The organism is Halorubrum sp. 2020YC2 (assembly GCF_018623055.1).
Lineage (GTDB): Archaea > Halobacteriota > Halobacteria > Halobacteriales > Haloferacaceae > Halorubrum.
Window position 1 is genome coordinate 1,166,700 of record NZ_CP076019.1, and the last position, 14,642, is coordinate 1,181,341.

A 14,642-nucleotide genomic window follows, 5' to 3' on the forward strand; every position below is an offset into this window, starting at 1 on the left:
TCAGGCCGGGTCGCGGAGCGCCTCCAGCGCCTCGGGGTTCTCCATCGACGAGAGGTCGCCGGGGTCCTCGTCGTTGTACACCGACTCGATCGCGCGGCGGATGATCTTGCCCGACTGCGTCTTCGGGAAGGCGTCGACGAACAGCAGTTCACGCGGCCGGAACGGCTTGCCGTGTTCGTCTCCCACCAGCGTCCGGAGCTCCTCCCGGAGGTCGTCGCCCGGCTCGAGGCCGGGTTCGAGGACGACGTACGCGACGACCGCGGTGCCGGTGGTGTCGTCGGGGACCCCGACCGCAGCCGCCTGGTTGACGGCGTCGTGGTCGATCAGGACGCCCTCTATCTCGGCCGGGCCAACCTTCCGGCCCGCGACGTTGAGCGCGTCGTCGGCGCGACCGTGGAGGAACCAGAAGCCGTCGCCGTCCTTCTGCGCGAAGTCGCCGTGGTCCCACAGGTCGGGCCACGTCGACCAGTACTCCTCGAGGTAGCGCTCGTCGCCAGACCACAGCGACTTCGTCATCGACGGGCAGGAGTCGCGCGCGACGAGGTAGCCGCGCTGTCCCGACTCCTTCACCGACTCGCCCGTCTCGTCGACGACGTCGATATCCATCCCGAGGCCCGGCCCGCCGAGGGTACAGGGCTTCAGCGGCTGGTTCGGCATCGGCATCAGGAAGCAGCCGCAGATCTCCGTGCCGCCGGAGATGTTGATTATCGGGCACTCCCCGCCGCCGACCGCGTCGTAGAACCAGCGCCACGACTCGGGGTCCCACGGCTCGCCGGTGGAGCCCAAGATGCGGAGCGAGGAGAGGTCGTGGTCCTCCACCCACTGGTCCCCGTGTTTCCGGAGCGCGCGGATCGCGGTCGGGGAGATGCCGAACTGCGTGACCCCGTGTCGGTCGATCAGCTCCCAGAAGCGGTCCGGCTCGGGGTGGTCGGGCGCGCCCTCGTACATCACCACCGTCCCGCCGAACGCGTGGTTGCCGATCAGCGTCCACGGGCCCATCATCCAGCCGATGTCCGAGACCCAGAAGAACCGGTCCGCCGGCTTCTGGTCGAAGCCGAAGTGGATCTCCTTCGCGCACTGCGTGAGGACGCCCGCGTGGGTGTGGACGATCCCCTTCGGCTCGCCCGTGGTCCCCGACGAGTACAGCAGCATGGACTCCTGATCGCTCGGGAGGCGCTTCGTCTCGTACGTCGCGGGCCGGGAGCCGACCGCCTCGTCCCACGTCCGGTCGCGCTCGTCGTCCCACGGGACGGGGTCGACGCCGTCCGCGTCGTCGCCTCCGCCGCCCTCCGAATTCCCTGCGGGCGTCGCCCCCAGCCGGTCGTACACGACCACCTCCTCGACGTGGCCGGCGTCCGCGACCGCCTCGTCCGCGGTCCCCTTCAGCCTGACCTCGTCGCCCCGACGGTAGAACCCGTCGCCCGTGAACAGCACGGACGGCTCCGCGTCGTCGATCCGGGTCGCGGTCGCCTCGCGCCCGAAGCCGGAGAAGATCGGTACCGCGATCGCGCCCACCTTCAGGCAGCCGTAGAGGATCGCGACGACCTCGGGCACCATCGGCATGTACAGCCCGACGGTGTCCCCGGTCTCGATCCCCGCCTCGGTCAGGTAGTTCGCGACGCGGTCGCTCTGCCGGCGGAGCTCGTGGAAGGTGATCTCGCGGACGTCGCCCGGCTCCCCCTCCCAGACGAGCGCGACGCGGTTCCGGTTCGGGGAGTCGACCGCGGCGTGGCGGTCGACGACGTTGTGCGCGACGTTGACCTCCCCGCCGGGGTACCACTCGGAGAACTGCGGCCCGTCGCCGTCGTTGCGGACCGCGTCGTAGTCGGTGTAGAACTCGATGTCGAGGTACTCCGTGATCTCGTCCCAGAACCAGTCGACGCCGGACTCCGGTTCGCCCGCGACCTCGGAGGTGGTGCGGCGGAGTAGCTCCTCGTAGTCGTCGATCCCGTACTCGCGCATGAACGCGGCGACGTTCGTCGACTCCGCGAACGCCTCGCTGGGTTCGTGTACGACCTCGTCTATCCCCTCGTACTCGTCCATCTCGTCCGAGGGTTTTCGCGGCGACAGTAAGTAACTTTCCTGAGGAACTTACCGAGGGGCGACGCACTCGCCCGCGACCTCGACGATTTCGGCGTCGACCGCGATCCGCCCGTCGTACAGGCGACAGGTGTCGGCGTTCCACGCCAGTTGACACTCCCAGTCGGCGCTCTTCACTGTGACCTCGTGGCGCCCCGTCGCGCCGACGGTCGCCTCGAACGCGCGGGCGACGCCGGCGTCGACCCGGTCGGACGCCTCGGCGTACGTCGTGCCGTCGTCTCCCTCGACGACCACGTCCACGTCGACCGGACCGTCGCCGTCGTTGCGCACCGTCACGTCGAGTCGCCCCGGCTCGGGGTCCCCCCGTCCGAGACAGCCCGCGGACGACGCGGCGAGCGCGCCGGCGCTCGCAGCGAGGAGCCTCCGCCGTTCCATGGCAGTCGCTCGTCGCGGCGGAACTTCAACCCCGCACACGCGACGTGCGGGTGTCGACGCCGTCGAAGAGGGACCGGAAACGGCTACTCGGTGTCGCCCGTCTCCGCCTCGTCCGCGTCGCCCTCGTCGCCGTCGGCCGCGTATACCGACTCGGGGACGATATCGAGGGACGCGACCTCGTCGTCGGGTTCGAGGTTCATCACGATGACGCCCTTCGTGTTACGGCTCACCGTCGATATCTCCTCGACGCGCGTCCGCATGATCTGCCCGGCCCTGCTCATGGCGACGAGGTGGTCGCCGCGGGTGACCGCCTCGATGGCGACGACCTCGCCGTTGCGGTCGCCGGTCTTGATGTCGATCAGTCCCTTCCCGTTACGGGACTGGAGGCGGTACTCGTCGAGGTCCGAGCGCTTCCCGTAGCCGTTCTCGGTGACGGTGAGCACCCAGTTGTGGTACTCGTCGTCGATGGCGGCGACGCCCGCGACGGCGTCGCCCTCGCGGAGGTCGATGCCGATCACGCCGCGGGCGGTGCGGCCCATCGCGCGGGCGTCCGACTCGTCGAACCGGATCGCCATCCCGTTCCGGCTACTGATGACGATGTCGCGCTCGCCGTCGGTCACCTCCACGTCGACGAGTTCGTCGCCGTCCTCCAGCCGGATCGCGCGGATCCCCGTCGACCGGATGTTGCCGAACTCGTCGACGGCGGTCCGCTTGACGTAGCCGTCGCGGGTGACCATCGTGAGGAACTCGTCGTCGTCTAGGTCCTCCGTGTTGACGACCGACTCGATCTCCTCGCCGTCGTCGAGGTCGAGGAGGTTGACCGCGGACTTCCCGCGGGCCGTGCGGGACATCTCCGGGATCTCGTAGGTCTTCAGCTCGTAGATCTGGCCCTGGTTCGTGAACACGAGCAGGTAGTCGTGGGAGTTGGCCGCGAACACAGAGGAGACGCGGTCGCCCTCCTTCAGCCCGGTGCCGATGATCCCCTTGCCCCCGCGGTTCTGCGCGCGGAACTCGTCGAGCGGCATCCGCTTGATGTAGTCGTCCTCGCTCATCACGACGACGCACTCCTCCTCGGGGATCAGGTCCTCGTGGGTCACGTCGCCCACGTCCTCGATGAAGCTCGTGCGGCGCTCGTCGTCGTACTCGGCTTTGATCGCTTCGAGTTCGTCGACGATCACCTGATCGAGCTCGTCGGGGTCCGAGAGGATCGTCTCTAACCGCTCGATCCGGGCATTCACCTCCTCGTACTCGTCCTCGATCTCGGCGGTCTCCATCGAGGTGAGCGAACCGAGCTGCATCCGGACGATGTGGGCCGCCTGCGCCTCGGTGAAGTCGAACGTCGACTCCAGCGCGGCCTTCGCGGCGTCGCGGTCGTCTGAGTCCTGAATGGTCTCGACCACGTCGTCGACGTTGTCGAGCGCCTTCAGGCGCCCTTCAAGGATGTGCGCGCGGTCCTCGCGCTCCGCGAGTTCGTGTTCGGAACGCCGGCGGACCACGTCCCGGCGGTGGTCGACGTAGTGTTCGAGCGTCTCCTTGAGGTCTAACACCTGCGGCGAGCCGTCGACCAGGGCGAGGTTGATGACGCCGAAGGTGCGTTCGAGGTGGCTCTCTAACAGCTGGTTCTTGACTACCTCCGCCATCGCGTCGCGCTTGAGTTCGACGACGATCCGGATGCCGTCGCGGTCGGACTCGTCGCGGAGGTCGCGGATCCCCTCGATGGCGCCCTCGTTGACGTCCTCCGCGATGCGCTCGACGAGCCGCGACTTGTTCTGCTGGAAGGGGAGCTCCGAGATGACTATCCGGCCCTCCTCCTCGTCGACCTCGAACTCGGCGCGGACGCGGATGCGTCCGCGACCCGTCTTGTACGCCTTGTGGACCGCGTTCCGCCCGACGATGTTCGCGCCGGTCGGGAAGTCCGGTCCCTTGACGTGTTCCATCAGGTCCTCGACGGTCGCGTCGGGGGTCTCGATCAGCTCGACGGTGGCGTCGATCACCTCCCCGAGGTTGTGGGGCGGGATGTTCGTCGACATCCCGACGGCGATGCCCGAAGAGCCGTTGACGAGCAGGTTCGGGAACGCCGCCGGCAGGACCGCCGGCTCTTCGAGGCGGTCGTCGTAGTTCGCCTCGAAGTCGACGGTGTCGCGCTCGATGTCAGCCATGAGCTCTTCCGCGATGGGGGCCATCCGGGCCTCCGTGTACCGCATCGCGGCCGGCGGGTCGCCGTCGACGGAGCCGAAGTTCCCCTGCCCGTCGACGAGCGGGTAGCGCATCGAGAAGTCCTGGGCCATCCGCGCGAGCGTGTCGTAGATGGCGCTGTCGCCGTGCGGGTGGTAGTCGCCCATCGTCTCCCCGACGACGGAGGAGGACTTGCGGTGCGCGGAGTTGCTCGTCACGCCCGCCTCGTTCATCGCGAAGAGGATCCGGCGGTGGACGGGCTTGAGCCCGTCGCGCACGTCCGGGAGCGCGCGGCCCGCGATGACGGACATCGCGTAGTCGATGTACGACTGCTCCATCTCGTCTTCGATGCGCGCGTTCGTCACCTGCGCCGCGCGCACGTCGCCGGGGTCGGCGTCGGGAGTCTCGGAGCTCATATATCCACCCACTCCGCCTCGGTCGCGTGCTCCTTGATGAACTGCTTCCGCGGCTCGACCGCGTCACCCATAAGCACGTTGAACATCCGGTCCGCCGCGGCCGCGTCGTCGATGGTGATCCGCTTGAGCCGGCGGTTCTCCGGGTCCATCGTGGTGTCCCACAGCTGGTCCGGGTTCATCTCCCCGAGGCCCTTGAACCGCTGGACCTGCGTGGGGTTGCCGTCGCACTCCTCCTCGACGATGCGGTCGCGCTCCGCCTCCGTCATCGCGTCGTACGTCTCGCCGCGGTAGCGGACGCGATAGAGGGGCGGCTGGGCCGCGTACACGTAGCCGGCCTCCAGGAGGGGTTTCATGTGGCGGTAGAGGAGCGTCAAGAGGAGCGTCCGGATGTGGGCGCCGTCGACGTCGGCGTCGGTCATGAGGATGATCTTGTTGTACCGGACGTCGTCGATGTCGAACTCCTCGCCGATGCCGGCGCCGATGGCGGTGATCAGCGCGCGGATCTCGTCGTTCTCCAAGATGCGGTCGAGGCGGTGTTTCTCGACGTTGAGGATCTTCCCTTTGAGCGGGAGAATCGCCTGATTCTCGCGGTTGCGGCCCTGCTTGGCGGATCCCCCGGCCGAGTCGCCCTCGACCACGAACAGCTCCGCTTCCTCCGGGTCGCGGGTCTGGCAGTCCGCCAGCTTACCGGGCAGCGCGGTCGACTCCAGCGCGGACTTCCGTCGCGTCAGCTCCTCGGCCTTCTTCGCGGCCTTCCGGGCGCGGGCGGCCTCGGCGGCCTTGTGGACGACCTTCTCCGCGGTGTCCGGGTTCTCCTGGAAGAAGGTGCCGAGCTTCTCGTGGGTGGCGGACTCGACGACGCCGCGCACCTCGCTGTTGCCGAGCTTCGTCTTCGTCTGCCCCTCGAACTGCGGGTCGGGGTGTTTCACCGAGACGACCGCCGTGAGCCCCTCGCGGACGTCCTCGCCCTTGAGGTTCGCGTCGAGGTCGTCGACGAGCCCGTGCTCGTTGGCGTAGTCGTTGACGGTACGCGTCAGGGCGGTCTTGAAGCCGGTGAGGTGGGTCCCGCCCTCGCGGGTGTTGATGTTGTTCGCGAACGCGTGGACGGAGCCCTGTAGCTCCTCCGTCGCCTGCATCGCGACCTCGACGTGGACGCCGTCGGTCTCGTCCTCGAAGTAGATGACCTCCTCGTGGATCGGCGAGCGCGTCTCGTTGAGGTACCCGACGAACTCGCGGATCCCGCCGTCGTACTTGAACGTCTCCTCGGTGTCGTCGCGGTCGTCGACGAGCCGGATCTCGACGCCGGAGTTGAGGAACGCCAGCTCGCGAAGCCGGTTCGCGAGCGTCGACGTCTGGAACTCCGTCGTCTCGAATATCTCCTCGTCGGGCCAAAAGCGGATCTCCGTACCCGTCGACTCGCCCGCTTCCACGTCCCGGACGCGCTCGAAGCCGTCCTCGGCCGGCTCGCCCCCCGCGAACTCGTGACGGAAGACGCCGCCGTCGCGTTTCACCTCGACCTCCAGCCGCTCCGAGAGGGCGTTGACGACGCTGACGCCCACGCCGTGGAGCCCGCCCGACACCTGATACGACTTGGAGTCGAACTTCCCGCCGGCGTGGAGGACGGTCAGGATGACCTCCAGCGCCGGCCGGTCGTACTCCTCGTGGGTGTCGACCGGAATTCCCCGCCCGTCGTCGGTGACGGAGACGGAGCCGTCGTCGTGGATCCGTACCTCTATCGCCTCGCAGTAGCCCGCAAGGGCCTCGTCGATGGAGTTGTCGACGACCTCGTAGACGAGATGGTGGAGCCCCCGACCATCCGTGGACCCGATGTACATCGCCGGTCGCTTACGGACGGCCTGTAGGCCCTCGAGGACCTGAATCTGGCCGGCTCCGTATTCGCTCTGCTCTGACATAGGAACTTACTCTAGCTAGTTGCCGTCGGGTTATAAACCCGACGCACGCCCGCGCGCGTGAGCGACCGATTCGACGCGATCCGGCGCACTCGGTCCGGCTCGGGAGCGAATTCGGCTCGCGGAGTAAGCTGATCTGACGGTGAGTAGAGCGCGGGTGGTAGGGGTGTAGAGCGGCGGTGTGCCGACGCGTCCCACAGCTACAAACCGCCGCCCCGCGTACCGCCGGCCGATGCTACCGATCGCGGACTCCTTCGAACACGTTCACCGGGGCTGCGAGATCCGATACGGACGGGGCCGGATCGCGGGGCTCGGCGAGTGGCTTGGCGACCGCGGCCTCGACGCCGCGCTCGTCGTCTGCGGGTCGAACACGGGCGCGAACGACGACCTGATGGACCCGGTCCGGGAGGGACTGGGCCGGCGCTTCGCCGGCGTCTTCGACGGGACCGCCCCGGCCAAGCGGGTCGGGGCCGCCTACGACCTCCTCGACGCGCGGGCGGAGGTCGGCGCCGACGTCCTCGTCGCGGTCGGCGGCGGCGCCAGCCTCGACGTCGCCAGACAGGCGACGCTGCTCGCGGCCGACGGGCGCGACCTCGGTGAGCTCCGGGCCGACGCGGAGGCCGGCCCGGACGCGCTCGGGGAGCTCGCCCCCGGGACGGACCCCGACCTCCCGGTCGTCGTCGTCCCGACGACGTTCGCGGGCGCGGACGTCTCGGCCGGCGGCTCGCTGGAGGTCGTCCCGGCCGACGAGTCACCGACCGGCCAGCCGGTGACGGTCAGCGGGAGCGGCGCGTGGCCGGTCGCGGACGTGGCCGACCCGGCGCTGTTCGAGACGACGCCGCGGTCGGTGCTCGCCGGGTCGGGGATGAACGGGTTCAACAAGGGGATAGAGACGCCGTACGCCCGCGACGCGTCCCCGGTGAGCGACGCGGCCGCGGTCCACGGGCTCCGCCTCCTCTCGGACGCGCTCCCGCGCGTGGCCGGCGACCGGCCGGGGGGCGAGGACGCGACGGACCGCGCGGTCGTGGGGTCGCTGCTCGTCCAGCTCGACCGCAAGATCAGCGTGATCCACGCGTTCGGCCACGGGTTCGCCCGCCGCTACGACGTCCAGCAGGGCGCGATCCACGCCGTCGTCGCGCCCCACGCGCTGGCGTACCTCTTCGACGAGGCCGACGCGAGCCGGCGGGCGCTCGCGGCCGGGCTGGGCGTCCCGACCGACGGCCGGGACGACGCCGCGATTGCGGAGGACGTCGTCGAGGCGGTGGCCGAGGTCAGGGACGCGCTCGACGTCCCGGCTCGGCTCCGGGACCTGCCCGAGACCGACGAGGACGACCTCCCGGCGATAGCCGAGTTCGTCGCCGCGGACCCGCCGATGGAGCGGGCCCCGTCCGGCCTCGACGCGACCCCGGAGGCGGTCCTCGGCGTGTTGCGCGCGGCCTGGTAAGCGACGGTTCGTCGACCGGGTCGTCGCCTCCGCGTCGCTGTCAGGGGCGTCGCGTGCACGACCCACTACGGCTCGGCCGCGTACGTCTCCAACGCGGTCAGCCGCTCCCCGTCGGAGTCGAAGACGTCGACGAACCCGAACAGCTCCTCGCCGTCGGCGTCGAGGAGTCGGCCGCGAACTGCCACGCCCGGCCCGGAGGGGTAGACGCGCTCGACGGCGTGGGTCGTGTCGGTGTTCGGCCGCTCGTCGCGCATGAACGCGACGAAGCGGTCGCGCCCCTCGAACGTTCGGTCCGGACGCCGCTGGACGAACTCGGGGTCGAGCAGCGACGCGAGCCGGTCGTACTCGCCGGCGTCGAGCGCGTCGTAGTACGAGCGAGCGAGGGTAGCCGGGTCCGGGTTCTCGCTCGGCCCCTCCCCGTCCGCCTCACGCCGCGAGGGCATCGAACTCCTCGGCCGAGCTCCGGGTTCCCTTCGCGATGATCACGTCGCCGGCCCGCAGCGTGGTGTCGATGTCGGGACCGACCAGCCAGCCGTCGTCCGGGCGCCGGATCGCGAGGACGCTCGTCGAGATGTCGGTCGCGGGCACGCCGTCGGCGACCTCGGTCCCGTCGAGGTCGCTGCCCTTTCCGACGATGGTGCGGGTGATTATCTCGTCCGACTCCTGAACGGCCATCTCCACGACCGGGTGGACGTCGAGGTCGCGGCGGACCCCCTCGGTGATCGCGAGCGCGGCGTCGGATATCTCCTCGGTCGCGACGCCGAGGTGGATGAGCCCGCGCAGCGACACCGGGTCGTCAGCCTCGGCCGCGGCCCGGAGCGTCCACGCCTCGAACCGCGACTGGAGCGCGTCCACCTCGATCTCCAAGTTGTTCACCTCCTCCGCCAGCTCCTCGTTGTCGAAGAGGACCGAGCCGTACGCGAGGTCGACCGCCAGCTCGGAGAGGTTCTTCATCAACACGATGGAGTCGACCGCGCGTTCGAGGTCGTCGATCGCCGGCTCGGGGGTCGGCTCCGGCTCGAACGGCTCGCCGCTCAGTTCGGGGTACACGTCCGCGACGCCCGCCTCGGGGCCGCGCAGCAGCGTCACGTCGCCCGCCTTCAACCGGGTGGTCGGCCCGGGGTTGAGGATCCAGTCCTCGTCGCGCCGGACGGCGATGACACGGACGCCCGTCTCCGACTCGAGGTCGATGCCGTCGAGCGTCCGGCCGGCGTACGCGGAGTCGGCGGCTACGGTCCCCCGGACGAGCGTCTCGACGCCCGCCGAGAGCGCGCCCCGCATCGCGTCGGGGAGGCCGATCTCCTCGGTGACGATCTTGGCGATGTCGCCCGCGGCGTCCGCGACCTTGTCGGCGGCGGCGATGACGCCGAGGACCGGCGCGAGCGTCTCCGCCTCGTTCGGGTTCCGCGCCGCGAGCATCAGGCTCATCCGGGCGCGCATCTGGAGCACGTCCATCCGGTGTTCCAGTTCGACGACCTCGCGGGCGACCGTCGGACTCCCGTGGAGCACCGCCGAGTAGGAGAGGTCGATCAGTAGCTCCGCGGTATCTTTCATCTCGACGAGCAGGTCCTTGACGCTCGTCGGCTCGTAGCGGACCGTGCGCTCGTCGAAGCGTCCCATATGCGCCCCTCTCCGGCGCCGAGTAAAAGGCTTGTTGCGGGGGTGCGGTCGGCCGCGGCGAGCGTAGCGGGGAGGTGGTGCCGTCAGAGCGCGTCGCCCGGGACGTAGCCGGCCTCTTCCGCGGGTCCGCCCGAGTCCGCGGCCGCGCGGACCGCGAGGTCGACGAGCGCGAGCCACTCCAGCAGCCGCCGCGTGCGGTCGCGCCACTCGCGCTCCCAGTCGGGGTTCCGCGCGCGGTCGTGGCGCGGGACCGCGTCGCGGGTGGCCGCGAAGAGGTCCTCCGGTGTCAGGGGGTCCTCCGGCGAGGCGTCCCGCAGGGCCGCGAGCGCCTCGGGGACGAACAGGACGCCGGTCCGAAGCCCCTCGCGGACGCGTTCCGGGGTCGGCTCGGCGTCGGCGCGGACGAACCCCCGCGAGGTCTCCTCGACGAGGTCGAGCGCGCGCAGGAACGCGAGCCAGTCGTTGGCGGTCTGCCGGTCGGGGAGGTCGCGGCGGCGCCGGAGGCGGGCGCAGCAGTCGTCGGTGTCGCCGGGGACGAGCGGGACCGCGCGCTGGTACTCGCGCAGCGCGTCGAGGTCGGCCGGGGGTTCTGGGACGGGTTTGAGTCGCACGGGTTCGGTGGCGAGGTCGGGAGGCCTGTCGCGGCTCAGCGGTAGCCGAACGACTCCGCGAGCAGTTCCTCGTCGGTCTCGCCCACGGTGTAGACGGGACCGTCGACGACGTCGACCGTGACCTGCGCCGGGGCGAACACGCTCTCCGGCACCTCGTAGAAGTCCCAGTCGGCGTCCTCGAACACCTCGACGAAGGGAGTGCCGTACTCCTCGCTCGCGGTCGAGACGATCTCGTCGAACCGGTCGTCGTCGCGCGCGACCTGGAGGTGGACCTCGCCGCCGTACGCCAGGGCGTCGTTGGTCCGGCCCATCGCCTCGGTCTCGTCGCGGGTCGGGGGCGCGAGCGGCGCGGATCCGGAGGCGTGGAGCACGTCGGTCGGCTCGTAGCCGACCTCCAGCAGGCGGAAGACGGCGAGTTCGGCGGCGCGGGCCGCGGTGGTGACGGAGCCGGCGGTCGAGCCGGTGGCGAACGTCGGGAGGAACACGCCCTCGGCGTCGACCTCGGCCATCTCCGCGACCTGCTCCGCGACCGCCTCGTCGGGCAGCGTCGTCGACTCGATCGCCAGCGTGGCGAACTCGGCGGAGTCGTAGTAGCCGACGCGCTCGAACTCCGCTTCGCGACCGACGAGCGCCCGTGCCGGCCCGGAGCCCAGCCCCTCGAAGCCGCCCTCGGTCGTGACCTCCCAGCCCGCCTTCTGCGAGCAGAGCAGCGCGACCGCCGGGTGGTCGGTCGACAGCTCGACGTACTGGCGTGGCGCGCCCGCGAGCCGCCCCATCCGCGTCTGTAGGTTCGCCAGCCCGGCGGTCTGGATCTCCGCCAGCAGCAGTCCCGCCTCGACCCCGCCGGCCGCGTCGACCCCGAAGTCCACGACGGTGGCGCCGTTGTCCAGCTCGTAGCCGACGACGTCCAGTTCGCCGGCGAAATCGAGCGCCTCGTCGACTAACTCGATCGCGGTCCGGTTGATGCTCTCCATACGAGAGCCTACTGGCTCCCCGGTTAAGGGGTTTGGCTGTTCGACTCGGGAACTCTCGGGAGCCACATGGTGTTATTTATAAATGAATTGTGCGGTGGCGCGTGCCTCCGAGTGGCCGCCGGAGGCGGCCGCGAGGAGCACGCGCGAGGGACGCGGTGAGCGCTCAGAGAGCGCGAACCGCGAGGCTGGGGAGGTGTGAGGCCGCGGTGCTGTGCGGTGCGGGAGGGACTCAAAGGGGCAGTCGCCGGCGGCTTCGCCGCCGGCTGCCAGAGACGCGTAGCGTCTCGCTGCCGCGAGGGCGAAGCACGGCGCAGTAAGTACCGCAGCGAGGGAGCGACAGCGACCGAGCGAGGAACGCAGCAAGCCGCGCGAGCCGTCGCGGCTGGGGCTTTGGTAGTGTTCAGCGTCGATCGGAAAGTAGTGACGTATAGCCGAGTGCTGGGGCCTTGGAGGCGTTCACCCGCGGCCCGCCGTCTGTCACTTATAAATGCTCCGCGGAGCCGTCGGTTAAGTAGTCACCAGAATCCGTCGGAGTCGCTCGGGCCGCCGGCCTCCCCGGGACCGGGCGGGCCGCGGGGACCGCTCGGCCGCGGGTCGGGGTTGATCTCGACCGGCTCCGACTCCGCTTCCGGGTCGATCTCCCGGCCCTCCTCGTAGCGGACGAAAGACAGATAAAACGCCTCGCCGCAGCCGACGCCCTCGGCGTCGGGTTCCCGATACGGCTCGTCGCCGCCGACGTCGGTCCCCCGAACCCCGTCGTGGGGGTCCCAGTCGACGCCGTCGCTCTCGCCGCAGACGAACCGGACGCCGTCCGCCTCAACGGCGTTGTCATCCCTCTCACCGTCATTCTCACCTCCTTCCTCCGCGTCGAACGGCTCCGTGGGCGCGACGTAGGACCACCCCTCCAACGGGTACGGCGTCACCGACTTGTCCGCGAGGTACCCCTCGCGTTCGAGCGCGACGAGCGTCCCGCAGTGGGGACAGTAGTACGTGACCGGGTAGCTCATACCGGGCATACGAGACCCATTGATAAACAGCCGTCGCCGCCGCGTCAGGTATTTGATCGCCCTGGCCGACGATCCGGTATCTCATCCGATACCCCTGCCGACGGCTCGGACGCATCGGACGACCCCTCCGGACTCGTCACGCGACGGCGGCTCCTGTACGGCGTCGCGGGCGGCGTCGGCCTCCTCGGCGGCGGCGGGCTCTACGTCGCGAACGCGCTCGGCGGCGACGCCGGCGGGTACGAGGCCCCCGAGGCGCAGCCGATGGTGTCGACGCGAGGGCGCCTCGACGAGGACGACCCGACGGAGCGGTCGGGTTCGTGGGCGTTCGACGGAGCGGACTCCGTGGTCCTGTTCGTTCACGGGCTCGGCGCGGACGCCGAGTCCGCTCGTAATCAGGCGTACACCGCCCGGCTGGGGCTCGCCGCCGCGACGGAGACAGCGGGCGACAGCGACGGGACGGGCGGCGGCGACGGCGAGAGCGCCCGTCCCGTGGTCGGCTACTCGTGGGCGTCGAACGACGACTGGGAGCCCGCCAAGGAGACCGCCGAGGCGAACGCCGTCCCGCTGGCCGACTGGCTGACGGCGTGGGCGGACGAGGACGGGCGCCCGGTCCACCTGTTTGCGCACTCGCTGGGCGCCCGGGTGACTGGCGAGACGCTCCGCGAACTCGACGAGCGCGGGCGGACCGGCGTCCTCGCCTCGGCGTCGCTGTTCGGCGGGGCGATCCCCGAGGGGAGCGCCGGGACCGACGGACGCTACGGCTCCGCGATCGCCTCGCTCGACGCCCCGCTCTACAACTTCCACAGCCGCAACGACCGCGTCCTCGGCTGGGTGTACCGCGCCTCCGACCGGACCCGCGCGGTCGGCCACGGCGGGCTCCCCGACGCCGCGACCGCGCCGGCCGGCTACATCGACGTCGAGGTCACCGACCTCGTCGCGGACCACTACTCGTACGTCGAGCCGGGCGAGGGGTGTCTGCCGCGGGCGGTCGGCCGACTCGGGTTCGAGTAGTCCGCCGGCCCGGCCGGAGCGCCTCGCCGCCGGCCCGCCTCGCCGGCACGCCCCCGGAACCCCTTTTACCGGCGCGGTCGACCCTTCGGGCATGATCGACGAGACCGTCGCCGAGATCCGGGCGATGCGGACCCACAGCACGTCGGCGGTGGCCGTAAAGGCGACGCGCTCGCTCGCGGACCTCCTCGACCGGGAGTACGTGACCGTCGACGAGTTCGAGCGCGACCTCGAACACAACGCGGGCGTGCTGCGCCGGTCGAACCCCTCCCACGCCGCGCTCCACAACGCGATGCGCGAGGTCGAGCGGTCCATCGTCGGGGAGGCGACGAGCGTCGAGGGCGCGAAACAACTGCTCGAAGACGTGATCGCCCGCGTCACCGAGGACATCGAGACCGCGAAGGGGGAGGCGGCCGCCAACGCGGCCGAGCACATCGAGGACGGCGACACGCTGCTCGTCCACGACTACTCGACGACGGTGCTGGAGGCCATCGAGAACGCGGCGCGCGACGGCGCGCACCTCACCGTCTACGTCACCGAGGCGCGCCCGCGGACCCTCGGCCGCAAGACCGCGCGCGTCCTCGCCGGGATGTCCCGCGTCGAGACGCGGATGGTCGTCGACAGCGCGATGGGCTATGCCCTCCGCGACTGCGACCGCGTCCTCCTCGGGATCACCTGTATCACCGGCGGGACGTACTACAACCGGATCGGCACCTTCCCGCTGGTCGTCACCGCCCGCGAACTCGGCGTCCCCGTCACGGCGGTCGGCTCCGGCGCGAAGACCATCGAGGAGTTCCGGTTCGAAAACGAGTTCCGCGACGCCGTCGAGGTGATGCGCGAGCCGGTCGAGGACGTCGAGATAGAGAACCCGAGCTACGACGCCACCCCCATCGGGATGATCGACACCGTGATCACCGACGACGGCGTCCGGAACTGAGTCGATATCGGGGACGGACGAACGGATTCGAGCGGACGCCCGCGTACCACCCCATGTAACGTGTA

Annotated in this window: 12 protein-coding genes; 3 read left to right on the forward strand and 9 right to left on the reverse strand. The window is 70.3% G+C overall.

Annotation, left to right across the window (positions count from 1 at the left end):
- From KI388_RS05730 to gyrB, 4 genes are all read right to left on the reverse strand, one after another.
- Positions 1 to 2,043, reverse strand: coding sequence for an AMP-binding protein (locus KI388_RS05730; RefSeq protein WP_215088393.1), 2,043 nt, complete (start codon positions 2,041 to 2,043; stop codon positions 1 to 3).
- Positions 2,044 to 2,091: 48 nt separating this feature from the next.
- Positions 2,092 to 2,475 carry a hypothetical protein gene (locus tag KI388_RS05735; protein WP_215088394.1) on the reverse strand — a complete coding sequence of 128 codons (384 nt, stop codon included), beginning with the start codon at positions 2,473 to 2,475 and terminating at the stop codon, positions 2,092 to 2,094.
- 83 nt (positions 2,476 to 2,558) lie between these two features.
- Positions 2,559 to 5,066 carry a DNA gyrase subunit A gene (gene gyrA, locus KI388_RS05740; RefSeq protein ID WP_215088395.1) on the reverse strand — a complete coding sequence of 836 codons (2,508 nt, stop codon included), beginning with the start codon at positions 5,064 to 5,066 and terminating at the stop codon, positions 2,559 to 2,561.
- Complete coding sequence (gyrB, locus tag KI388_RS05745; RefSeq protein WP_215088396.1) at positions 5,063 to 6,979, reverse strand: DNA topoisomerase (ATP-hydrolyzing) subunit B; 1,917 nt, start codon at positions 6,977 to 6,979, stop codon at positions 5,063 to 5,065. The genes gyrA and gyrB overlap by 4 nt, the downstream gene beginning before the upstream one ends.
- Positions 6,980 to 7,208: 229 nt before the next feature.
- Between gyrB and KI388_RS05750 the strand changes: the two genes are divergently transcribed.
- Positions 7,209 to 8,420 carry an iron-containing alcohol dehydrogenase family protein gene (locus tag KI388_RS05750; RefSeq protein ID WP_215088397.1) on the forward strand — a complete coding sequence of 404 codons (1,212 nt, stop codon included), beginning with the start codon at positions 7,209 to 7,211 and terminating at the stop codon, positions 8,418 to 8,420.
- Between the two features lie 65 nt (positions 8,421 to 8,485).
- Here the strand turns inward: KI388_RS05750 and KI388_RS05755 are convergent, their stop codons facing one another.
- The 5 genes from KI388_RS05755 to KI388_RS05775 all read right to left on the reverse strand — a co-directional run bounded on the left by KI388_RS05755 (position 8,486) and on the right by KI388_RS05775 (position 12,632).
- Positions 8,486 to 8,863, reverse strand: coding sequence for a nuclear transport factor 2 family protein (locus KI388_RS05755; protein WP_215088398.1), 378 nt, complete (start codon positions 8,861 to 8,863; stop codon positions 8,486 to 8,488).
- Complete coding sequence (locus KI388_RS05760; protein ID WP_215088399.1) at positions 8,847 to 10,040, reverse strand: TrkA C-terminal domain-containing protein; 1,194 nt, start codon at positions 10,038 to 10,040, stop codon at positions 8,847 to 8,849. Before KI388_RS05760 ends, KI388_RS05755 begins: the two co-directional genes overlap by 17 nt.
- 83 nt (positions 10,041 to 10,123) lie before the next feature.
- Complete coding sequence (locus tag KI388_RS05765; RefSeq protein WP_215088400.1) at positions 10,124 to 10,651, reverse strand: hypothetical protein; 528 nt, start codon at positions 10,649 to 10,651, stop codon at positions 10,124 to 10,126.
- A gap of 35 nt (positions 10,652 to 10,686) precedes the next feature.
- On the reverse strand, positions 10,687 to 11,625 hold the full coding sequence (mch, locus tag KI388_RS05770) for a methenyltetrahydromethanopterin cyclohydrolase (RefSeq protein WP_215088401.1): 939 nt from the start codon (positions 11,623 to 11,625) through the stop codon (positions 10,687 to 10,689).
- Positions 11,626 to 12,140: 515 nt separating this feature from the next.
- Positions 12,141 to 12,632: a hypothetical protein gene (locus KI388_RS05775; RefSeq protein ID WP_215088402.1), complete on the reverse strand. Its 492-nt coding sequence runs from the start codon at positions 12,630 to 12,632 to the stop codon at positions 12,141 to 12,143.
- 261 nt (positions 12,633 to 12,893) lie between these two features.
- Between KI388_RS05775 and KI388_RS05780 the strand changes: the two genes are divergently transcribed.
- A complete protein-coding gene (locus tag KI388_RS05780; RefSeq protein WP_215088403.1) occupies positions 12,894 to 13,643 on the forward strand; it encodes a DUF726 domain-containing protein in 750 nt (249 codons plus the stop codon).
- A 91-nt stretch (positions 13,644 to 13,734) separates the two neighbouring features.
- Complete coding sequence (locus KI388_RS05785) at positions 13,735 to 14,577, forward strand: translation initiation factor eIF-2B (protein WP_215088404.1); 843 nt, start codon at positions 13,735 to 13,737, stop codon at positions 14,575 to 14,577.
- Positions 14,578 to 14,642: the final 65 nt, after the last annotated feature.